Source organism: Massilia aquatica, from assembly GCF_011682045.1.
Classification (GTDB): domain Bacteria; phylum Pseudomonadota; class Gammaproteobacteria; order Burkholderiales; family Burkholderiaceae_D; genus Telluria_A; species Telluria_A aquatica.
Map to the genome: position 1 here is coordinate 33,457 of NZ_VVIW01000001.1, position 20,412 is coordinate 53,868.

At 64.4% G+C, this 20,412-nt stretch carries 21 protein-coding genes; 14 read left to right on the top strand and 7 right to left on the bottom strand.

All coding sequences use genetic code 11. The features are described 5' to 3' along the window. Positions 1 to 83 precede the first annotated feature (83 nt). Positions 84 to 1,676 carry a beta-barrel assembly-enhancing protease gene (locus F1609_RS00170; RefSeq protein WP_502572658.1) on the top strand — a complete coding sequence of 531 codons (1,593 nt, stop codon included), beginning with the start codon at positions 84 to 86 and terminating at the stop codon, positions 1,674 to 1,676. 106 nt (positions 1,677 to 1,782) lie between these two features. On the opposite strand, the gene F1609_RS00175 is transcribed toward F1609_RS00170, so the two are convergent. From F1609_RS00175 to F1609_RS00195, 5 genes are all read right to left on the bottom strand, one after another. After that, a complete protein-coding gene (locus F1609_RS00175; protein ID WP_167073512.1) occupies positions 1,783 to 2,808 on the bottom strand; it encodes an Rpn family recombination-promoting nuclease/putative transposase in 1,026 nt (341 codons plus the stop codon). A gap of 96 nt (positions 2,809 to 2,904) precedes the next feature. Continuing rightward, positions 2,905 to 3,501 (bottom strand): DUF2946 family protein, encoded by a 597-nt coding sequence (locus F1609_RS00180; protein WP_167073514.1) that lies wholly within the window; start codon positions 3,499 to 3,501, stop codon positions 2,905 to 2,907. After that, the gene (locus F1609_RS00185; RefSeq protein ID WP_229421588.1) at positions 3,494 to 4,450 is read right to left on the bottom strand and encodes a YheT family hydrolase; all 957 of its coding nucleotides are present in this window, start codon (positions 4,448 to 4,450) and stop codon (positions 3,494 to 3,496) included. Before F1609_RS00185 ends, F1609_RS00180 begins: the two co-directional genes overlap by 8 nt. Positions 4,451 to 4,511: 61 nt before the next feature. Beyond that, the gene (locus F1609_RS00190) at positions 4,512 to 4,937 is read right to left on the bottom strand and encodes a YybH family protein (protein ID WP_167073518.1); all 426 of its coding nucleotides are present in this window, start codon (positions 4,935 to 4,937) and stop codon (positions 4,512 to 4,514) included. Between the two features lie 47 nt (positions 4,938 to 4,984). Continuing rightward, entirely contained in the window at positions 4,985 to 5,179 is a 195-nt protein-coding gene (locus F1609_RS00195; RefSeq protein ID WP_099874977.1) for a zinc-finger domain-containing protein, read from the bottom strand. Positions 5,180 to 5,391: 212 nt separating this feature from the next. Here F1609_RS00195 and F1609_RS00200 point away from each other — a divergent pair, with 212 nt between their 5' ends. From F1609_RS00200 to F1609_RS00260, 13 genes are all read left to right on the top strand, one after another. Further along, positions 5,392 to 6,159 carry an AzlC family ABC transporter permease gene (locus F1609_RS00200; RefSeq protein WP_167073520.1) on the top strand — a complete coding sequence of 256 codons (768 nt, stop codon included), beginning with the start codon at positions 5,392 to 5,394 and terminating at the stop codon, positions 6,157 to 6,159. Next, entirely contained in the window at positions 6,152 to 6,481 is a 330-nt protein-coding gene (locus F1609_RS00205; protein ID WP_167073522.1) for an AzlD domain-containing protein, read from the top strand. The genes F1609_RS00200 and F1609_RS00205 overlap by 8 nt, the downstream gene beginning before the upstream one ends. Before the next feature lie 62 nt (positions 6,482 to 6,543). Continuing rightward, entirely contained in the window at positions 6,544 to 7,749 is a 1,206-nt protein-coding gene (locus F1609_RS00210) for a phosphoglycerate kinase (protein ID WP_167073524.1), read from the top strand. Between the two features lie 48 nt (positions 7,750 to 7,797). Then, positions 7,798 to 9,246, top strand: coding sequence for a pyruvate kinase (gene pyk, locus F1609_RS00215; RefSeq protein WP_167073526.1), 1,449 nt, complete (start codon positions 7,798 to 7,800; stop codon positions 9,244 to 9,246). Positions 9,247 to 9,402: 156 nt separating this feature from the next. Then, positions 9,403 to 10,467, top strand: coding sequence for a class II fructose-bisphosphate aldolase (fba, locus tag F1609_RS00220; protein WP_167073528.1), 1,065 nt, complete (start codon positions 9,403 to 9,405; stop codon positions 10,465 to 10,467). A gap of 103 nt (positions 10,468 to 10,570) precedes the next feature. Continuing rightward, positions 10,571 to 10,930 (top strand): GFA family protein, encoded by a 360-nt coding sequence (locus tag F1609_RS00225; protein WP_167073530.1) that lies wholly within the window; start codon positions 10,571 to 10,573, stop codon positions 10,928 to 10,930. A gap of 17 nt (positions 10,931 to 10,947) precedes the next feature. Then, positions 10,948 to 11,844 carry a phosphoribosylaminoimidazolesuccinocarboxamide synthase gene (locus F1609_RS00230; RefSeq protein ID WP_167073532.1) on the top strand — a complete coding sequence of 299 codons (897 nt, stop codon included), beginning with the start codon at positions 10,948 to 10,950 and terminating at the stop codon, positions 11,842 to 11,844. A 2-nt stretch (positions 11,845 to 11,846) separates the two neighbouring features. Next, positions 11,847 to 12,347 carry a 5-(carboxyamino)imidazole ribonucleotide mutase gene (gene purE, locus F1609_RS00235; RefSeq protein ID WP_167073534.1) on the top strand — a complete coding sequence of 167 codons (501 nt, stop codon included), beginning with the start codon at positions 11,847 to 11,849 and terminating at the stop codon, positions 12,345 to 12,347. Continuing rightward, positions 12,344 to 13,525 carry a 5-(carboxyamino)imidazole ribonucleotide synthase gene (locus F1609_RS00240; protein WP_167073536.1) on the top strand — a complete coding sequence of 394 codons (1,182 nt, stop codon included), beginning with the start codon at positions 12,344 to 12,346 and terminating at the stop codon, positions 13,523 to 13,525. The genes purE and F1609_RS00240 overlap by 4 nt, the downstream gene beginning before the upstream one ends. Next, positions 13,522 to 14,553, top strand: coding sequence for an L-threonylcarbamoyladenylate synthase (locus F1609_RS00245; RefSeq protein WP_167073538.1), 1,032 nt, complete (start codon positions 13,522 to 13,524; stop codon positions 14,551 to 14,553). Before F1609_RS00240 ends, F1609_RS00245 begins: the two co-directional genes overlap by 4 nt. Positions 14,554 to 14,564: 11 nt before the next feature. Beyond that, a complete protein-coding gene (locus tag F1609_RS00250; RefSeq protein WP_167073540.1) occupies positions 14,565 to 16,115 on the top strand; it encodes an alpha/beta hydrolase family protein in 1,551 nt (516 codons plus the stop codon). Positions 16,116 to 16,327: 212 nt separating this feature from the next. After that, the gene (locus tag F1609_RS00255; RefSeq protein ID WP_167073542.1) at positions 16,328 to 17,707 is read left to right on the top strand and encodes an SGNH/GDSL hydrolase family protein; all 1,380 of its coding nucleotides are present in this window, start codon (positions 16,328 to 16,330) and stop codon (positions 17,705 to 17,707) included. A gap of 35 nt (positions 17,708 to 17,742) precedes the next feature. After that, positions 17,743 to 18,423, top strand: coding sequence for an OmpW/AlkL family protein (locus F1609_RS00260; protein WP_187362884.1), 681 nt, complete (start codon positions 17,743 to 17,745; stop codon positions 18,421 to 18,423). Positions 18,424 to 18,469: 46 nt separating this feature from the next. Here F1609_RS00260 and F1609_RS00265 read toward each other — a convergent pair whose 3' ends face one another. Beyond that, positions 18,470 to 18,781 carry a hypothetical protein gene (locus F1609_RS00265; protein WP_167073544.1) on the bottom strand — a complete coding sequence of 104 codons (312 nt, stop codon included), beginning with the start codon at positions 18,779 to 18,781 and terminating at the stop codon, positions 18,470 to 18,472. A gap of 403 nt (positions 18,782 to 19,184) precedes the next feature. After that, complete coding sequence (locus F1609_RS00270) at positions 19,185 to 20,381, bottom strand: acyl-CoA dehydrogenase (protein WP_167073546.1); 1,197 nt, start codon at positions 20,379 to 20,381, stop codon at positions 19,185 to 19,187. Between the last annotated feature and the right edge of the window lie 31 nt (positions 20,382 to 20,412).

Genomic DNA, 20,412 nt, shown 5'->3' on the forward strand with positions numbered 1-20,412 from the left:
AAGGGAGGTAGGAGCTAATCAGGTTATCGGTGGCGCTTGCGGCGCCGCTGCAAGGGCGGCGCACTTGCGGTTATCATAGCACCGTGAAATCGAAAACCGCCCCCGCCGACCTGCGCCCGCCGCGCCGCCCCTATGCGCGCGCGCTGCTGTCGGTCGCCCTGGCGACGGCGCTGGGCGCGCTTGCGCCAGTGGCGCCGGCCCAGAACAATCTGAACGCCACCAGCCTGCCGACCCTGGGCGACACCGCGCGCGAAGATCTCTCTCCGGTGCTCGAACGCCGCCTTGGCGAAGAAATCATGCGCGATATTAAACGCGACCACGATTTCCTCGACGACGATCCGATTCTCGAATACCTCAACGAATTCGGCAGCGGCCTGGTCGCCTCCTACCCGGGCGCGCGCGGCGAGACCAACGCCGATTATTACTTCTTCGCCGTGCGCGATCCGATGCTCAACGCTTTCGCGCTGCCGGGTGGCTTCATCGCCGTGCACTCGGCGCTGCTGCTGGCGGCCCAGAGCGAATCCGAACTGGCGTCGGTCATGTCGCACGAAATCGGCCACGTGGCGCAGCGTCACATCGCGCGCATGCTGGGCCAGCAAAAGCAGGATGCGCTGATTCCCCTGGCGGCCATGATCCTGGCCGCGCTCGCTTCCAAGGGGGGCTCGGACGCCGCCATTGGCGTCTTCATGGGCGGGCAGGGCTTGCAGATCCAGCGCCAGCTCAATTTCAGCCGCGACGCCGAGCGCGAGGCCGACCGCATCGGCTTCCAGATCATGGGCGCCGGCGGCTACGACACTTCCGGCATGGTGGCCTTTTTCGGGCGCATGCAGGCGGCCAGCCGTGTCTACAGCGACCTGATGCCGGCCTATCTGCGCAGCCACCCGCTGACCTCGGAGCGCATTTCCGACATCCAGGCGCGCATCCGCGAAATTCCCTATCGCCAGCGCGTCGACAGCCTGGAGTTTCATCTGGTGCGCGCGCGCGCCCGCGTGCTGCAGGACGAAAGCACGCAGGGAAGGGTGGAGGCGGCCGCGTTTTTCGACGCGCAGCTGACCCAGCAAAGCCGCCAGCAGCAGGCCGGCGCCCAATACGGGCTGGCTTACCTGGCACTGAAAAAAGGCGACCTGGCCAAGGCCCAGGGCTGGCTCGAGAAGGCGCGCGGCACCATGCGTCCGGCCGAGGGCGCGGTGTTTTCGACCGGGCAAGCCAGTTCCGACGGCGCCGCCATGTTTGCCAGCATGGCGCTGGAAATCAAGCTGGCGGCCGGCCAGCCGGCGTCGGTCAAGCAGCTGGCGCTCAAGGAGGCCGAGCAGGCGCATCTGCGCTATCCGCTCTCGCGCGGCATTGCGCGCCAGTACGCCGACGCGATGATTGTCAACGGCAAGCTCGACGATGCAGCGCGCTTCCTGCGCGACCAGGCGCAGCTGTACCGCGAAGAGCCGAAGTTGCACGAATTGCTGGCCAAGACCTACGCCGCGCAGGGCAAGATCGCCTTGCAGCATCTGGCGCTGGCAGAATCGTACGCGCTCAGCGGCGGCATGCTGGCCGCGCTCGACCAGCTGACCATTGCACGCAAGGCCAGCGATGCCTCGTTCTACGACATGGCCGTGATCGACGCGCGCGAACGCGAATTGCAGGCACGCCGGCGCGAAGAAATGAAAGAAGCGAAGAAGTAACGGCGCGACGCGGTCGAAACCATTTTGTGGCGCTGCGGTACGAGCCGCCGCAGCCGCACATGGCACTCTGCGCAGCCGTCATCGCTGCCTTTGCGCAGCGGCGATGTCAGCCGGACGTGCCTTCGACGGTCCCGCCATCTACGTCAAATACCGCGGACAGGCTCGGCGCAGCAAGGCTGCGCTCGAACCACTGTTCAAGCTGCGCCTGCGAAGCCTGGCCGATACGCTCCGCCACCGGCTCCGGCAGCTTGCCGAAGCGCCCGTGCAACACACTGCCCAACGCCCTGCGTAGCGCGATTGCCTGCCCCTCCTCGATGCCTTCGGCCTTGCCTTCTGCGCAGCCCTTTTGAAAGCCGAGGTGCTGCATCTGCTCGGCCCAGGTTAACGCTGACAGGTCCATGTCCATGTCCATGTCACTCTCCTCTACACTATCCAGGTTAAACAATTGCGTATCGGCCGCTTTACGCGCCAGCAGCGATTTCCACCACGCCCAGACCGAGGTCCGCAGGCTGGTCAGGGGCGTTGTCCTGAACCAGGTTTTCAGCGCCGGCACATGTGTCGTTAAGACATCGAGGAACTGCGAAAGTTCAATCCGGAACAGCAGCGCCAGCAAATCGTCATTCGCGTCCAGTTCCGCCCGGTCCAGGCGCCGCTGGTCGATCAGCGCGTAGCGTTGCGATGGCTGCAAGGCCGCCAGCTCGGCGGGGCACTCCATCAGCAACTCGGTCAGATCCTTGGGGGCGTTCCAGGGCGTGGTGCCGTTGTAGAACACCAGCGGCAGCACTGGCGGCAACAGTAATCCTGGTGGCAACTGATGGCGCTTGACCAGGTCCTGGCACAGCAAGCCGACGTAGGTCTGCATGCGCAGCGCCATGCAGCGGTCCACGCCCGACTGGAATTCGAGCAGGATGACCACGTCGAGGACGTGATCGCCGAGCCGGACGCGCCAGACCACATCACCCTGGCGTGCCGACGGCCGCTCGCTCACGTAGTCCGCATTGACCCGTTCGAAGGCCGACAGGGCAACCCCGTCAAGCAGCTTGAAGGGAGTAAAGCCGGTGATCAGTTCGCGCACCATTTCCGGGTGGGCAAACAGCGCGCGGTATCCAAGGTCGTGTTGTTGGGCAGGCATGGGGCATTGTAGCGAGCGAGCCTGCCCAGGCTTTGCGCTGCATCAGTCGTGCGCAGGGCGTGCCGTCAAGCCGCCGCTGCGCGATCTGTGCCAGTGCTAAACGCCTGCTGGCGCCGGCATCCGGACAAACTGCAAGCGCGTCGCCACCTCGTCGCGCCCGATGCGCTCGACCGGCGCGGCCTGGTCCCTGTAACGCAAGGTCAGCCGGCCGGGGCCGCCATCGAGCCAGCCCATCAGCGCTTCGTCGGACGCGCTGTTGCCGTCGATTTCGAGCGTCGCCATCAGTTGCGCCACGTCGCGGTCGTCGACCTGCGCGATCTTGCCCGCACTCTCGACGATCAGCTCGCCGTTTTCGGTCATCCATGCGCGCGCGATCGACGCCACCGGCTCGCCCGTGTGCAGCACCAGCCCCTGGGCTGGATCGGTGCGCGCGATGTACGGCGTCGCTTCCAGGTTGACGAACACGCGCTGTGGTCCGTTCTGGAAAAACCAGCAGCCGCGCTCATCAGACAGGTAATTGCGGTTGATAAAACCCAGCAGCGCCACCTGCACCACCTTGTCGCCCGGCAGGTTCAGATGCTGCGCGCGCTCGTCGCGCATGCGCCAGTTGCCGCGCGCGTCGAGCGCCAGCCAGCCGTAGCAATGCGGCACGTCCGGCCATTTGGCCATCGCTTTTTTTACAATATCATCCATGGGCGGCAGCTTCGCATAGTTCGTCCGCGTCTGGCGCGCGCGTCGCATCGCGCGTCGACGTTGCCGCATCAAAAAATCCCAGGATGCGGCGCGGCAGCCAGTCCAGCCGTCCCGGCGGATTGCCCACCGCAAAGCCGACATGCCCGCCATGCTCCGGATACTCCAGGGTCACCGCGTGCGAAGCGCTGGCCGGCAGATACCTGCTCGGCAAAAACGGATCGTTGCGCGCATTGAGCACCAGGGTCGGCACGGTGATATCGCCCAGCACATGTTTGGCGCTGGCGCGGTTCCAATAATCGTCGGTATCGCGGTAGCCGTGCAGCGGCGCGGTGACCACGTTATCAAAAGCGTACAGGTCGCGCGCGTTCATCAGCGCGTCGCGCTTGAACAGGCCCGGAAACTGCTCCAGCTTGGCCAGGCACTTGGGCTTGAGCGTCTTGAGAAACATGCGCGTGTAGACCATGTTCACGCCCGAGGAGAGCGCCTCGCCGCCGCGCGCCAGGTCGAGCGGGGCCGATACCGCCACCGCCGCATCGACAATCCCGGCCCGGGATTGCGATTCGCCCAGCCAGCGCAGCAGCGCGTTGCCGCCGAGCGAGACGCCAGCCGCGTACAGCCTGCCTTGCGCGCGCGCGCGCAAACGCCGCACGATCCAGTCGACCTCGTTCGCGTCGCCCGAGTGATAAAAGCGCGGCGCCCGGTTCGGCTCGCCCGAGCAGCCGCGGAAATGCGGCACCGCGCCCGACCAGCCGCGCGCGCTTACGGCCGCCATCAGGGCGCGCGCGTAGTGGCTGGCGGACGAGCCTTCCAGCCCATGGAACAGGACCACCAGCGGTTGGCCCGGCTCCCCATCGACAAAATCGACATCGACGAAGTCGCCGTCCGGCGCTTCCCAGCGTTCGCGCCGGAATGCCACCGCCGGCCTGGCGATGGCCACGGCCGGATACATGGTTTGCAGGTGCCCGCCGGGCAGCCACAGCGGTGCTGTATACAGTGTCGGCAAAATGGAATCAGTGCAGGCTGGAACTCGGATGCTCGTGCGCCGGCACCGCGCCGGGCGCGACCGACACATGGTGCAGCACGATGCGCCAGCCCTGCGGCGTCTTGATATACACGTTGGTGGCGATCAGGTGCGCCGGCTCGCCGCCGCTCGAGCTCACGCCTTCGATGACGGTATGCACCGAACTCATCAAATTGTGGGTCTCGTGCAGCTGCGACGGCCGGATCTGCAAGCCGCCCCGTTCCAGGATCGCTTCCCACGAAGCCTGGATCGCCGCATGCCCGTGCAGGCGCGGCCCGCCCGGGTGGATGCAGACGATTTCCTCGTCGTCGGCCCACAGCAGCATCAGCGCGTCGATGTCCCCGCGGTTGAGCGCTTCATAGAACGCGGCTTCGACCTCGGCCGCGCTACCGTTGAGTTGTTTGACTCGTTTCATGCGCCCTCGGCAAAGTAGGGGAAGGGGATTGCTGGGAAGCGGACTGCTTAGTGATGCGCCATCACCGTACCCGGTTTCAGGCGGTACTCGGTGCCGCAGTACGGACACTTGGCCAGGCCGTCATGGCCGAAGTCGAGGAAGACGCGCGGATGGGACGACCACAGCGTCATCGCCGGGTTCGGGCAATGGGCCGGCAAGTCTTTGTCGCCGAGTTCAACCGCTGGCGTTTTCGTGGCGTTCATGGATTCTCCGTCAGGCATGCAAAACCTCGATTTTAGCGGATTCGGGCAATTAGCCGAAATGATCGGTAAAATAGTCTCACCCCATTACGGCCGCGTTCGCTTCTTTCCCTATGAAAACAGGCATGCCGGCGCTCACACTGATTGCGCTTCATGCCACACTGCATTGTTTCATTTGCACCACCCGCCCGGCCCTGTTGTGGCAAGAAAACCACATGAATGACGTGACTCCGCCCCCGGCCGCCTTGCGTCCTCCCGATGAAGACCAGGCCATCTGGCGCGAAGCCTTCAAGACCGGCCTGCCGACCCTGTTCGGCATCGGCGCCTGGGGCCTGGTGGTGGGCATCGCCATGGTCAAGAGTGGCCTGACCGTGCCGCAAGCGCTGGGCATGACCCTGATCGTCTTCGGCGGCTCGGCCCAGCTCGCCTCTCTCCCGCTGATCGTGGCCGACGCTCCCATCTGGGTGGTATTCGCCACCGCGCTGGTGGTCAATTTACGTTTTGTCATCTTTTCCGCTTTGCTGGCGCCGCACTTTGCCCATCTGCCGTGGCAAAAGCGCTTTTTGCTCGGCTATACGGCGGGCGACCTGACCGTGGCACTGTTCCTGCAACGTTTTCCAAGCGAAGAGCCGGCCCTGGGCAAGGTGTCGTATCTGAAGGGCTTGCTTTACCCTAATTGGGTATCCTGGCAAGTCGGTTCGATCGCCGGCGTGTTCCTCGGCAGCGCGGTGCCGACCGAATGGGGCCTGGGCTTTGCCGGCACCCTGGCGATCCTGTGCATCATGATTCCCCTGACGATTAACCGCGCCGCCCTGTGCGGCGTGCTGGTCGCCGGCGCCACCGCCGTGCTGGCCTACGAATTGCCGTACAAGCTGGGTTTACTCGCTGCGGTGCTGCTCGGCATGCTGACCGCCATGGCGGTCCAGGCGCTCAACGAAAAGCGCGAAAAGCGCCGCGCCGCCAAGGGAGAGCCACGTGTCTGACGTCGAAATCTGGATCACCATCATTGCCCTGGCCTTTGCCACCGCCGCCACGCGCAGCTCGTTCTGGCTGATCGGCCACCACATCACCATTCCCAAGAAAGTCCAGGAAATGCTGCGCTTCGCCCCGGCCTGCGCGCTGGCGGCCATCATCGCGCCTGACCTGGTGCTGGGCAATACCGGGCAACTGCAACTGGGCCTGGACAACTACAAATTCATCGCTGGTATTGCCGCGACGGGTTATTACCTGCTGAGAAGAAATATGCTTGAAACCATCATTTTCGGCATGCTGTTCTTTACGGTCCTGCGTATCTGGTTACAGTAGGGTTTTCGGGCTGGGCTTGCGGTAAAATAGCGTTCTTTCATCATTTGACTCGTGGATCGCCAATGCACGCTGTTCTGAACTTCACCCGTTTGCAAGACCTGATCGACCAGCACGCCCTGCAGGGCAAGCGCGTGTTCATCCGCGCCGACCTCAACGTGCCGCAGGACGACGCCGGCAACATTACCGAAGATACCCGCATCCGCGCCTCGGTGCCGGCGATCGCCGCCGCCATCAAGGCCGGCGCCGCCGTCATGGTCACCTCGCACCTGGGCCGTCCGACCGAAGGCGAATTCAAGCCCGAAGACAGCCTGGCGCCGGTCGCCGCGCGCCTGTCCGAACTGCTCGGCCAGCCGGTTGAACTCAAGCAGAACTGGGTCGATGGTGTCGACGTGGCTCCGGGCCAGGTCGTGCTGCTGGAAAACTGCCGCGTCAACAAGGGTGAAAAGAAGAATGCCGATGAACTGGCCCAGAAAATGGCCAAGCTGTGCGATATCTACGTGAATGATGCCTTCGGCACCGCCCACCGCGCCGAAGCGACCACCCACGGCATCGCCAAGTTCGCCCAAGTGGTGTGCGCCGGTCCGCTGCTGGCCGCCGAACTCGACGCACTGGGCAAGGCGCTGGGCGCACCCAACCGTCCGCTGCTGGCCATCGTGGCCGGTTCCAAGGTCTCGTCCAAGCTGTCGATTCTGAAAGCCCTGGCCGACAAGGTCGACAACCTGATCGTCGGCGGCGGCATCGCCAACACCTTCATGAAAGCCGTCGGCCTGAACATCGGCAAGTCGCTGGTCGAAGCCGACCTCGTCACCGAAGCGAAAGCCATCATCGACATGATGGCCGCGCGCGGCGCCCAGGTGCCGATTCCGGTCGACGTGGTGTGCGCCAAGGAATTCTCGCCAACGGCGCTTGCCACCGTCAAGGACGTGGCCGACGTGCAGGATGACGACATGATTTTGGATATCGGCCCGAAAACCGCCGCCACCCTGGCCGCGCAGATCGCCAAGGCCGGCACCATCGTCTGGAACGGCCCGGTCGGGGTGTTCGAATTCGACCAGTTCGGCGAAGGCACCAAAACGCTGGCGCTGGCGATTGCCGACTCCAACGCGTTTTCCATCGCCGGCGGCGGCGACACCCTGGCCGCGATTGCAAAATACGCGATCAGCGATAAAATTGGCTATATCTCCACGGGCGGTGGCGCCTTCCTCGAATTCCTCGAAGGAAAAACCCTGCCGGCAGTCGAAATCCTGTTACAACGCAGTTCCCAGTAAGCCCACAGCGCAGCCTTCCCGGCTGCGCTTTCACTTCAAGGACTCTCTATGTTTCGTGGTACCAAGATCGTCGCAACGATTGGCCCGGCTTCGACCGACTTCGATATTCTCGTCCGCATGATCGAGGCGGGTGTCGACGTGGTCAGGCTGAATTTTTCGCATGGCAAGGCGCAGGATCACATCGACCGCGCCAACCTGGTGCGGCGCGCTGCCGCCCAGTGCGGCCGCGAAGTGGCGATCATGGCGGACATGCAGGGTCCCAAGATTCGTGTAGGGAAATTTGAACAGGGCAAGATTAACCTGGAAACGGGCGACAAGTTCATCCTCGACGCCAAGTGGGGCGAGAACGGCGAACTGGGCAACCAGGAAAGAGTCGGCCTCGACTACAAAGCCTTGCCGCGCGATGTACGCACCGGCGACAAGCTCCTGCTCAACGACGGCCTGATCGTGCTGGTGGTTGAGCGCATCCTGGCGCACGAGATTTTCACCGTGGTCAAGGTCGGCGGCGAGCTGTCCAACAACAAGGGCATCAACCGCCAGGGCGGCGGCCTGACCGCGCCGGCCCTGACCGCCAAGGACATGGAAGACATCAAGACGGCCATGAGTTTCCAGGCCGACTATCTGGCCATTTCCTTCCCGAAAAGCGCAACCGACATGGAAATGGCGCGCCAGCTGGCCAATATCGCCGGCGAACCGTTCCACCACAAGCCGATGATGATCGCCAAGATCGAGCGCGCCGAAGCGATTCCTGTGCTGCAGGAAATCCTGGACGCCTCCGACGGCATCATGGTCGCGCGCGGCGACCTGGCCGTGGAAGTTGGCAACGCTGCCGTGCCGGCGCTGCAAAAACGCATGATCCGCATGGCGCGCGCCTCCAACAAGCTGGCCATTACCGCGACCCAGATGATGGAGTCGATGATCGTCAACGCCGTGCCGACCCGCGCCGAAGTGTCGGACGTCGCCAACGCCGTGCTGGACGGCACCGATGCGGTCATGACCTCGGCCGAAACCGCGTCTGGCCGCTACCCGATCGAAACGGTCGAAATGATGGCCGCGATCTGCCTGGAAGCCGAGCAGTCCGAGTACAACAAGCTCGACGCCGACTTCCTCAACGTGACGTTTACCCGCATCGACCAGTCGATCGCCTACGGCGCCCTGTTTACCGCGCACCACCTGCGCGTAAAAGCCATCGTGGCGCTGACCGAGTCCGGCTCGACCGCCTTGTGGATGAGCCGTCACAGCATCGACACCCCGATCTACGCGCTCACGCCGAGCACCACCACGCACCGCAAGGCTGCGCTGTACCGCAATGTGCGCGCCTACAACCTGATGCAGGAAGGCGACAGCACGGCGGTGCTCAAGCAGGCCGAGGATTTGATGGTCGCCAAGGGAATCGTCAAAAAAGGTGACATGATCGTCGTCACCTGGGGCGAGCCGATGGGGCAGGTCGGCGGCACCAATGCACTGAAGATCGTGCGCGTCGGCGAATTTAGTTAATGTAATCTGGCCGCGTCCCTCATGGGCGCGGCAAGCATCGAATTTGCGGCCGCGGCTGAATCACAGCCCCCGCCGCCGCCTGGAGGCGTTGCGCGCTACCCGCGCGGTCTGCGCTCCCCTGGCGGCACACAGCTTTCTATTGTTTGGAGTATTACCATGTCCCTCGTATCCATGCGTCAACTGCTGGACCATGCCGCCGAAAACGGTTATGGCCTGCCTGCGTTTAACGTCAACAACCTCGAACAGGTGCAGGCCATCATGGCTGCCGCCGACGCGGTCGGTTCCCCGGTCATCATGCAAGCGTCCGCGGGCGCGCGCAAGTATGCCGGCGAAGCCTTCCTGCGCCACCTGATCGACGCCGCCGTCGAAGCCTATCCGCACATTCCGGTCGTCATGCACCAGGATCACGGCCAGTCGCCAGCGGTCTGCATGACCGCGATCCGCTCCGGCTTCACCTCGGTGATGATGGACGGCTCGCTCGAAGCCGACGGCAAGAGCGTCGCTTCCTACGAGTACAACGTCGATGTCTCGCGTGAAGTGGTCAAGTTCGCGCACTCGATCGGCGTGACCGTCGAAGCCGAACTGGGCGTGCTCGGTTCGCTCGAGACCATGAAGGGCGACAAGGAAGACGGCCATGGCGCCGACGGCCTGATGACCCGCGAGCAGCTGCTCACCGACGTGGCCCAGGCCGCCGACTTCGTGCAGCGCACCCAGTGCGATGCGCTGGCGATCGCCATCGGCACCTCGCATGGCGCCTACAAGTTCACGCGCAAGCCGACCGGCGACATCCTCGCCATCGACCGCATCAAGGAAATCCATGCGCGCATCCCGAACACCCACCTGGTGATGCACGGTTCCTCGTCGGTGCCGCAGGAATTGCTGGCGATCATCCGCGAATTCGGCGGCGACATGAAAGAAACCTACGGCGTGCCGATTGAAGAAATCCAGGAAGGCATCCGTCACGGCGTTCGCAAGATCAACATCGACACCGATATCCGCCTGGCCATGACCGCCGCCGTGCGCAAGTACATGTTCGAGAACCCGTCCAAGTTCGACCCGCGCGACTTCCTCAAGCCGGCCCGCGAAGCGGCGACCGAGATTTGCAAGGCGCGCTTCCTGGCGTTCGGCTGCGAAGGCCAGGCCGCCAAGATCAAGGTCATGACCATGGACCAGATGGCCGAGCGTTACAAAAAAGGCGAGCTGGCACAGATCGTGAAGTAAACAAGTAAACTGTAGGCTGAACACACGTAGTACCCGCACGCGCCTTTTGGGCGCGTGTGTTTTTGTCCTGTCACAACTGCTGTTTTTTTGACCATCTTTCATCATGTACACAGGCAGCTGCCTCTGCGGCGCGGTCCGCTACGACATCCACGGCGACGTTGACTACGCCAGCATCTGCTGGTGCACCATGTGCCAGAAGCAGCATGGCGCCGCCAACGGCCCCTACGTCAACGTGGCGTCAAGCGACCTGCGCATCGTCGCCGGACTCGATGCGATCACGCGCTACGCGTCCTCGCCCGGTGTCGAGCGCGCGTTCTGCGGCGTGTGCGGATCGAACCTGACCTGGCAGATGATGGATCACAGCGACCGTATCGCCGTTACCCTCGGCACCTTCGACACGCCCTACGAAGGCCGGGTAACGCATGAATTGCACACCGAAAGCAAGCCGGGCTGGCTGCCCTAACCACCTCAAGGATTCACATGTCTGGCGTTCTCGAAACAAACCTGAAGTCCCTGCCGTTCCTGCACCGTGGGAAAGTACGCGACATTTACGCCGTCGGCGACGACAAACTGCTGGTCATCCAGACCGACCGCCTGTCCGCCTTCGACGTCATTTTGAATGAGCCGATCCCCGAAAAGGGCAAGATCCTGACGGCCATGTCCAATTTCTGGTTCGCCAAGTACAAGGACCTGATGCCCAACCACGATACCGGCATCGACCCGGTCTCGCTGGTCTCGCCTGAGGAACGCGCGCAGGTCGAAGGGCGCGCCATCGTGGTCAAGAAAATGACCCCGCTGGGCATCGAAGCGATCGTGCGCGGCTATCTGATCGGTTCCGGCTGGAAAGATTACCAGAAGACCGGCAAGGTCTGCGGCATCGACCTGCCGGCTGGCCTGCAGGAAGCGCAAAAATTGCCGAGTGTGCTGTTTACGCCATCGACCAAGGCCCCGGCCGGCGCGCATGATGAAAATATTTCGTTCGAAGAAGCGCAGAAGATCGTCGGCGCCGACATCGCCACCCAGGTGCGCGACTATGCGATCACGCTCTACACCGCCGCCGCCGAATACGCGGCCACGCGCGGCATCATCATCGCCGACACCAAGTTCGAATTCGGCCTGGACCAGCACGGCACCGTGCACCTGATCGATGAAATCCTCACGCCCGACTCCTCGCGCTTCTGGCCGATGTCGAGCTACCAGGTCGGCATGTCGCCGCCGTCGTACGACAAGCAGTTCGTGCGCGACTACCTGGAAACCCTGACCGACTGGAACAAGGCCGCGCCAGCCCCGAGCGTGCCCGATGAGGTCATCGCCAACACCCGCGCCAAATACGTCGAAGCGCTTGAGCGCCTCACCGGCGACACCTTGAAGGCTTGATGATGAGCGCTACTGAAAACAAACCCGTGGTCGGCATCGTCATGGGTTCCTCGTCGGACTGGGAAGTCATGCAGCACGCCGTCAACATGCTCAAGGACTTCGGCGTGCCGTTCGAAGCCCAGGTCGTTTCGGCCCACCGCATGCCCGATGAAATGTTCGCCTACGCCGAAAGCGCCCGCGCGCGCGGCTTGCGCGCCATCATCGCCGGCGCCGGCGGCGCCGCCCACTTGCCTGGCATGATCGCCGCCAAGACCATCGTGCCGGTGCTCGGCGTGCCGGTGCCGTCGCGCTATCTTTCGGGCAAGGATTCCTTGCTGTCCATCGTGCAGATGCCAAAGGGCATTCCGGTTGCCACCTTCGCCATCGGTGAAGCGGGCGCGGCCAACGCGGCGCTGGCCGCCGTTGCCATGCTGGCCTGCAGCGACGACGCCCTGGCCGCGCAGCTCGAACAATTCCGCGCGCGCCAGACAGCCGCCGCCAAGGCTTCGGTATTGCCGGTATGACGCAACAGCATTTTCCATTTTTGCCACCGGCCCGGCTCGGCGTCATGGGCGGCGGCCAGCTCGGCCGCATGTTCGTGCACGCCGCCCAGGCCATGGGCTTCAAGGTGGCCGTGCTGGAAGCGGCGCCCGACAGTCCCGCCGGGCATGCCGCCGACAGCCTGATCGCGGCCGATTACAGCGACCCGCAGGCGCTGGCCCAGCTCGGGCAGTCGTGCGTGGCCGTGACCACCGAATTCGAAAACGTGCCGGCCGACAGCCTGCGCCTGCTGGCCAGCCACGCCTTTGTCGCTCCCGGCGCCGACTGCGTGGCGGTCGCCCAGGACCGCATCGCCGAAAAGCGTTTCCTGGCCGGCTGCGCGGCGCATTCCGGGGTTCCTCCGGCGCCGCACAAGACCATCGCCACGCTGATGGATATCGACAGCATCGAGGATTTGCTGCTGCCGGGTATCCTGAAAACCGTGCGCATGGGCTACGACGGCAAGGGCCAGTCCGTGGTCCGCACTCGTGACGATGTACGCGCGGCATTCGATGCCATGGGCGGCGTCACTTGCCTGCTCGAAAAAATGCTGCCGCTGGCCTACGAAGTGTCGGTCCTGACCGCGCGCGGTGCCGATGGCGAGTCGGTGGTCTACCCGATCGCCGAAAACGTGCACCGCGACGGCATCCTGTTCACCACCACCGTTCCCGGCCCGAACGTGTCGTTTGATAGCGCCGCCAGGGCGCAGCAGGCCGCCAGGGTCATCGTCGACCAGCTTGCCTACGTCGGCGTGCTGTGCATCGAATTTTTCGTGCTCACCGACGGCTCGCTGGTGGTCAACGAAATGGCGCCGCGTCCGCACAACAGCGGCCACTACACGATGGACGCCTGCGTCACCAGCCAGTTCGCGCAACAGGTGCGCGCCATGGCGCGCCTGCCGCTGGGCGATGTACGCCAGCATTCGCCGGCCGTCATGCTCAACCTGCTGGGCGACATCTGGTTTGCCGACGGTTCGGACATCCCGGCCGAACCGGCCTGGGCCGAGCTGCTGGCGCTGCCCGGCGCCTGCCTGCACCTGTACGGCAAGGAAGATGCGCGGCGCGGCCGCAAGATGGGCCACGTGACCTTCATCGCCCCGACCCTGGCGCAAGCGCAAAGCCAACTGGCCGCCGCCTGCGCCATTCTCGGGATCGCGGCATGAGTGACGTAGCGCTCGACCTGGCCGCCATCGACGCCGCCGCCCGTCTGCTGGAACAGGGCCGCCTGGTGGCCCTGCCGACCGAGACCGTCTACGGCCTCGGCGCCGACGCCGAAAACCCGGACGCCGTGGCCCGCATCTACCAGGCCAAGGGCCGTCCGCAAGACCACCCGGTGATCGTGCATGTGGCGCCCGACGCCGACCTTGGCTATTGGGCGACCGACATTCCCGCCGAAGCCGGACAACTGGCGGCCGCCTTCTGGCCCGGCCCGCTGACCATGATCCTCAAGCGCGCCGCCAACATTCCGGACGCCGTCTCCGGCGGCCAGGATACGGTCGGCCTGCGCTGCCCCTCGCACCCGGTCGCCATTGCGCTCTTGCGATCGTTCAAGGGCGGCAGGGGAGGGGTGGCGGCGCCGTCGGCCAACAAGTTCGGCCATGTCAGCCCGACCACGGCCCGCCACGTCATCGACGAGTTCGGCGCCGACGGCACGGTGGACGCCGTGCTCGACGGGGGCCAGAGCGCGGTCGGGATCGAATCGACCATTGTCGACCTGTCGCGCCTGGCAACCCACGGCCCGGTGCTGCTGCGCCCCGGCCACATCAGCGCCGAAGCGATCGCGGCCGTCATCGACGCCATGCCGGCCGCGCCCGACGCCGCCGCGCCGCGCGCGTCCGGCACCCTGGAATCGCACTACGCGCCCCATACGCCGGTGGCGATGCAGGCCAGCGCCGGGATTGGCGACACCCTCGCACGATTGAAGAATGCGGGAAAGAAAGTAGCTTTGATACACTACTCGCACTTCCCGGATGTGTTCGCTGAAAACCAGCTTCCCACAAGCCCGGAAGGTTTCGCACACGCACTGTATGCGGCGTTGCGCGCGATGGATGCGGCTGGGGCCGACCTGATTCTGGTCGAGGCGCCGCCGCAGGACGACGCCTGGCTGGGTGTAAACGACCGTTTGCGCCGCGCAGCGCATGGATCGACCGGCATCGTGCACGGCCTGCTCAACCACGAACCCTTTTCCTGACGGACTCCACCATGCGCCTCGCTTTCGCTGCACTCCTCACCCTATCATTAACGGCTTGTGGAGGCAGCGACGACGCGCCTGCACCGACGCCAACCCCGACCCCGACCCCGACGCCCACCCCGACCCCGACGCCAGTCCCCACGCCGACCCCGGCGGCGCGCGGCAGCGTCATCGGCGGCGGCGCGGCCGTCATGCCGGTCAGCGCCAACGGCGCCAACGTCACCACCCTCGACCCGGCCGTGTTCGGCAAGCTGCTCGACTCGCTCCAGGCCGGCACCACCGCTGTCACTGGCGAGCTCAAGTGCTCGGTGACGACCTACAAGGTGCGCTACAACACCGTCGGCGGCGCCAATGAAGCGGCCGACGCCAGCGCCGCCATCATGGTGCCGTCCGGCAGCGCCCCGGAGTGCAGCGGACCGCGCCCGGTGGTGCTGTATGCGCACGGCACCTCGCCCGAACGCAACTACGACATGTCGACCCTGGCCAATACCGAATCGCGCCTGATCGCCGCCATGTTCGCCGCCCGCGGCTACATCGTGGTAGCCCCGAACTACGTCGGCTACGCCGATTCCGCGCTGGCCTACCATCCTTACCTTGACGCAGCCCAGCAATCGAACGACATGATCGACGGCCTGCGCGCCGCGCGCAGCGTGTTCGGCGCCATCAAGACCGCCGACTCCGGCAAGCTGTTCCTGACCGGCTACTCGCAGGGCGGCTACGTGGCGCTCGCCACCCAGCGCGCCATGCAGGGCCTGGCCGGCGAGTTCAAAGTGCGCGCCGTGGCCGGCATGTCAGGCCCGTACGCCCTGGCCCAGTTCGGTGACGACATGTTCAACGGCAAGCCAGGGCAGGGCGCCACCGGCTTCCTGCCGGCCCTGGTCAACGCCGGCCAGCGCGCCGGCGCCGGCGTGTATGCCGCATCAAGCGACCTGTACGAAGCCCCGTTCGCCGCCGCCGTCGACAAATTCGCCAGCGGCGCCATCACCGTGGAAGCATTGCTGAAAACCCCGGGCTGGCCCGACAATGCCCTGTTCGCCAAGGAGTCGCAACCGCAGGCGGACGGCTACGGCGATTATTTCGGCGCCGGCAACCTGTTCAAGACCAGCTACCGCAACGATTACCTGGCCGACCTCAAGGCCCATCCGTGCAACGTGACGGCCGGCGCGCCGCTGGCCTGCGCACCCGGGCATCCGTTGCGCAAACTGTTCGTCAAGAACGACCTGCGCACCTTCGTACCGAGCGCGCCGCTGCTGCTGTGCGGCGGCCATGAAGACCGCACCGTGGCGTATAGCAACACGCGCGCCGCCGTCGATTATTTCCGCGCCGGCGCAGGCAGCGCGCTGGTAACCGAAGTCGACGTCGACGATACCCCGGGCAGCACCGATCCCTACCGCTCGGTCAAGACCAACTTCGCCGCCGCCAAGCTGGCCGTCAAGCTCAACGCCATCAAAAGCGGCGAGTCGGGCGACCGCGCCGTGGCCGGCAACTACCACGCCGGCCTGGTGCCGCCGTTTTGCCTGAGCGCCGCGCGCGGTTTCTTCAACGCTGCCCTCGCGCCTTGATCCCAAGGTAAGCCCGCCTTACAATGCCGCACGCTTGCCGGATACGATTGATATAATCCGGCAACTTTTTTTATGGCGCGATCTGTTGCATTCAACTGACATTTTGCTAAGGTGTTTTCCTATACAAGTAGGTGGAAGACTGGCATATTAGTTGGGTAGGGAATAGCACGGCCGTTCGTTTATAAAAACTATATATTTCACCAGGAGACACAATGCGTCACATCAATTTTGCGCTGACTTTGCTCACCGCAGCCGTCCTGACTGCCTGCGGCGGCAGCGAGACCGGTAATCAGGAACTGAAAACCACATTCTCGTCCCAGGTCTCGTTCGGCGACAGCCTGGCCGACCTCGGCACCTACAACGTCGGCACCGTCAAACTGCTCGGCGGCGGCAAGTACACCATCAACGGCAACGGCAGCGCGACCAATCCTGCCCTGACCGGCAAGAACTTCACCGAATACCTGGCCGCCCAGTTCGGCCTGCCGGCGCCATGCCCGGCCCAGAGCGGCCTCGACGGCGACGCCAGCCTCGGCTTCTCGGTTGCCGTGGTCAACAACAATTCCTGCCTGAGCTATGCCCAGGGCGGCGCGCGCGTGACCAACCCTGTCGGTCCTGGCAACAAGGCCACCGGTGCCTCGATCGGCCAGCTGACCGTGCCGGTCGTCACCCAGGTCGCCAATCACCTGTCGCGCAATGGCGGCAAGTTCAAGGGCGATGAAGTGGTGATCGTCATCGCCGGCGGCAACGACGCCCTCGAATTGCTGGCCGAACTGTCGGTGCACGCCAAGCAAGCCGGCGCAGCCGAAGGCGCCAAGGTGGGCGCCCAGAGTTTCGCCACCAACTTCGCCGCCCAGCTCGCCGCTGGCGCGACCAACCCTGCCGCGGCGGGACCCGCCATCGGCGGCGCCATCCTGGCCGCATCGCAGCGTCCGGGCGCCAACGACCAGACCATCATCGGCGCGGCCGTGCAGGCAGCGGTTGCCCAGGGTAACGTCGCAGCCGCGTCGGAAAGCGTGTACCTGCCGATGGCCGCCAAGGCCAAGGCCACCGCCACCGCCGACGGCGAAGCCGCCGGCGCCAAGGCCGGTGCCGCCTTCGCTGCCGCCGAAGGCCCGAAAATGATCGCTGCCATGGGTGTGGCGGGCGACGAGCTGGCCGCACTGGTCAAGACCCAGATGGTCGGCAAGGGCGCCAACTACGTGGTCCTGAACAACCTGCCTGACCTGGGCCACGCTCCGGCCTCGACCAAGCCGACCTCGCCGCAGGCGCTGATCATCGCCATGGTCGACAACTTCAATGCCCACCTCAAGGCCGGCGTTGCAGGCGAGTCGAAAGTGCTGTACGTCGATCTGTACGCGATCAGCCACGACCAGATCAAGAATCCGGCGCCTTACGGCTTGAGCAACACCACCCAGGCCGCGTGCGCTGCCAACAAGCTGGGCACCACCTCGCTCGCTTGCACCACCGCGAACACGATCGCTGGCGACGTCAGCCGCTATATGTTCGCCGACGACGTCCATCCGACCCCGTTCGAAAATTCGCTGATCGCGAAATACGTGGCCGAGCAGATGATCGTCAAAGGCTGGCTGTAAGCCGGACGCACCCATAATAAGAATCTGGAGAAAAAATGAAATTACGTATGAGTAGTGTCGGCAAGGCAGTTGCCACGGCAGCCGTGATGGCGCTCGCGTCGGGCGCATCGGCGCAATCGGCCGGCCAGTGGACGGCCAAGGTCGGCGTTGCCGAAATCACGCCGAAGGTCAAGAGCGGCGACGTCAGCGCTCCGGCGCTGCCGGGCACCAAGGCGGACATCGGTTCCGACACCAAGCCGGTCTTTTCGTTCTCGTACAGCCTGACCGACAACGTCTCGGCCGAGCTCGACCTGGGCATGCCGTTCAAGCACACCCTGTACGGCGACGGGGCCATCAAGGGCACGGGCAAGCTGGGCACGGTCAAGGCACTGCCGCCGACCTTCCTGGTGCAGTACCGCTTCTTCAAGCCGGAAGCGATGCTGCGTCCGTACGTGGGCGCGGGCGTGACCTATGCGTATTTCGCCAAGGAGACCGGATCGGGCCAACTGACCGCGATCAGCGACATCGGCGGTCCGGCCACCACCTTCAAGGTCAAGAACAAGCTGGCCACCAGCCTGCAGGCCGGCCTGGTGTACAACATCAACGACCGCTGGTTCGCGGACGTGGCGTACATCAAGAGCTTCCTGAAGACCAAGGTCGACTTCTCGTCCGGCCAGACGCAGGACATCACGCTCGATCCGCAGGTGATCAGTGTCGGGATTGGCTACAAGTTCTGATAATAAAAAACCCGCCTCGGCGGGTTTTTTTCTGGCCGGGCCGTTCTTACCGCAAGACGCCAAACGGGTTCGCCACCTTGACCGACGCATTCTTGAGCTGCGCCGGGTCAAGCCCAAGTTCCTCCCACGAAAAATTGAGTTCGACCACATGCGTGGTCGTCTTGCACAGGTCTGGCGTGATACGCAAGATTTCCATGCTGAAGCTGATTTTCCCCGTCGTGCCCTTGCCCACGCGTATCTCGAAGTCTTCCTTGCCGGTGCAACCGGTCGAGGTGACCCAGATGGCCAGGTATTTCTCGTCGAAGCGCACACCGTGCAAGCGTTCCAGGGCATCTTTTTTGGCAATGATTGTGTCCATGTCTTCTCCATTGAAATGTTCAGGCCGGTAGGACAGGCCGATAGCAAATCATAGAAAAGGACGACGTCCGGCGCTTAATCTGCGTCACGCTCCGTGCACGTGGACCGATGTGGCCGCAACGACGAACGGCAGGTGCGGCTGGAATGGTGCTCTGGTGTTGCTTGGGGGGCAGGTCTCCCGCCCCAGGGTGATGGCGCTGGCCGTTCCAGCAGGTGTCGACGCAATAGGACAGCCTGCGGAGCTGGCAGCGGGGAATTCTGGGAATCCTGATTGTGGTGGTGGCGGTCGTCGCCCTGATGGGGACGATGGTGATGTTCGCGTAGACGGGGACGTCACAGGCCGCAGGCGGCCCGTGGGCACGCCGACGCTGCCGGTGCGGCGCGTCGGCAATGCGATCGGGAAGTTACTGGAAAGCCTGGATGCCGGTCTGCGCGCGTCCCAGGATCAGCGCATGGATGTCATGCGTGCCTTCGTAGGTGTTGACCACTTCCAGGTTCACCATGTGACGGATCACGCCGAACTCGTCCGAAATACCGTTACCGCCCAGCATGTCGCGCGCCACGCGGGCGATGTCCAGCGACTTGCCGCAGGAATTGCGCTTCATCATCGAGGTGATTTCCACCGCCGCCGTGCCGGCGTCTTTCATGCGGCCCAGTTGCAGGCAGCCTTGCAGGCCGAGCGTGATTTCGGTCTGCATGTCGGCCAGTTTCTTTTGCACCAGCTGATTGGCGGCCAGCGGACGGCCGAACTGCACCCGGTCCATGGTGTACTGGCGCGCGGTGTGCCAGCAGGCTTCGGCCGCGCCCAGCGCGCCCCAGGCAATGCCGTAGCGGGCCGAGTTCAGGCAGGTGAACGGTCCCTTCAGGCCGCGCACGTCCGGGAAGGCGTTTTCTTCCGGGCAGAACACATTGTCCATGACGATTTCGCCGGTGACCGAGGCGCGCAGGCCGAACTTGCCGTGGATCGCAGGCGCGCTCAAACCGGCCATGCCTTTTTCCAGCACGAAGCCGCGGATCGCGCCTTCATCGTCCTTGGCCCAGACCACGAACACATCGGCCACCGGCGAATTGGTGATCCACATCTTGGAGCCGGTCAGGGCGTAGCCGCCGGCTACTTTCTTGGCGCGCGTGATCATCGAGCCCGGGTCCGAACCGTGGTTCGGCTCGGTCAGGCCGAAGCAGCCGATCCACTCGCCGGTAGCCAGCTTCGGCAGGTATTTCTGGCGCTGTTCTTCGGTGCCGAATTCATAGATCGGCACCATCACCAGCGACGACTGCACGCTCATCATCGAGCGGTAGCCCGAATCGATGCGCTCGACTTCGCGCGCGATCAGGCCGTAGGCGACATAGTTCAGGCCAGGGCCGCCGTACTGTTCCGGAATGGTCGGGCCCAAGAGGCCCAGCTCGCCCATTTCGCGGAAGATGCTCGTGTCCATGCGCTCGTGGCGGAAGGCCTCGAGGATGCGCGGCGCCAGCTTGTCCTGGCAGTACGCGGCGGCGGCGTCGCGCACCATGCGTTCATCGTCGCTCAGTTGAAGGTTGAGCAGCAGCGGGTCGTCCCAGTGAAATTTGGCTTTGCTCGGCGCATCGGATCGGGTCATGGCGGTTCCTGTCTCTGTTTTAGTATTGGAA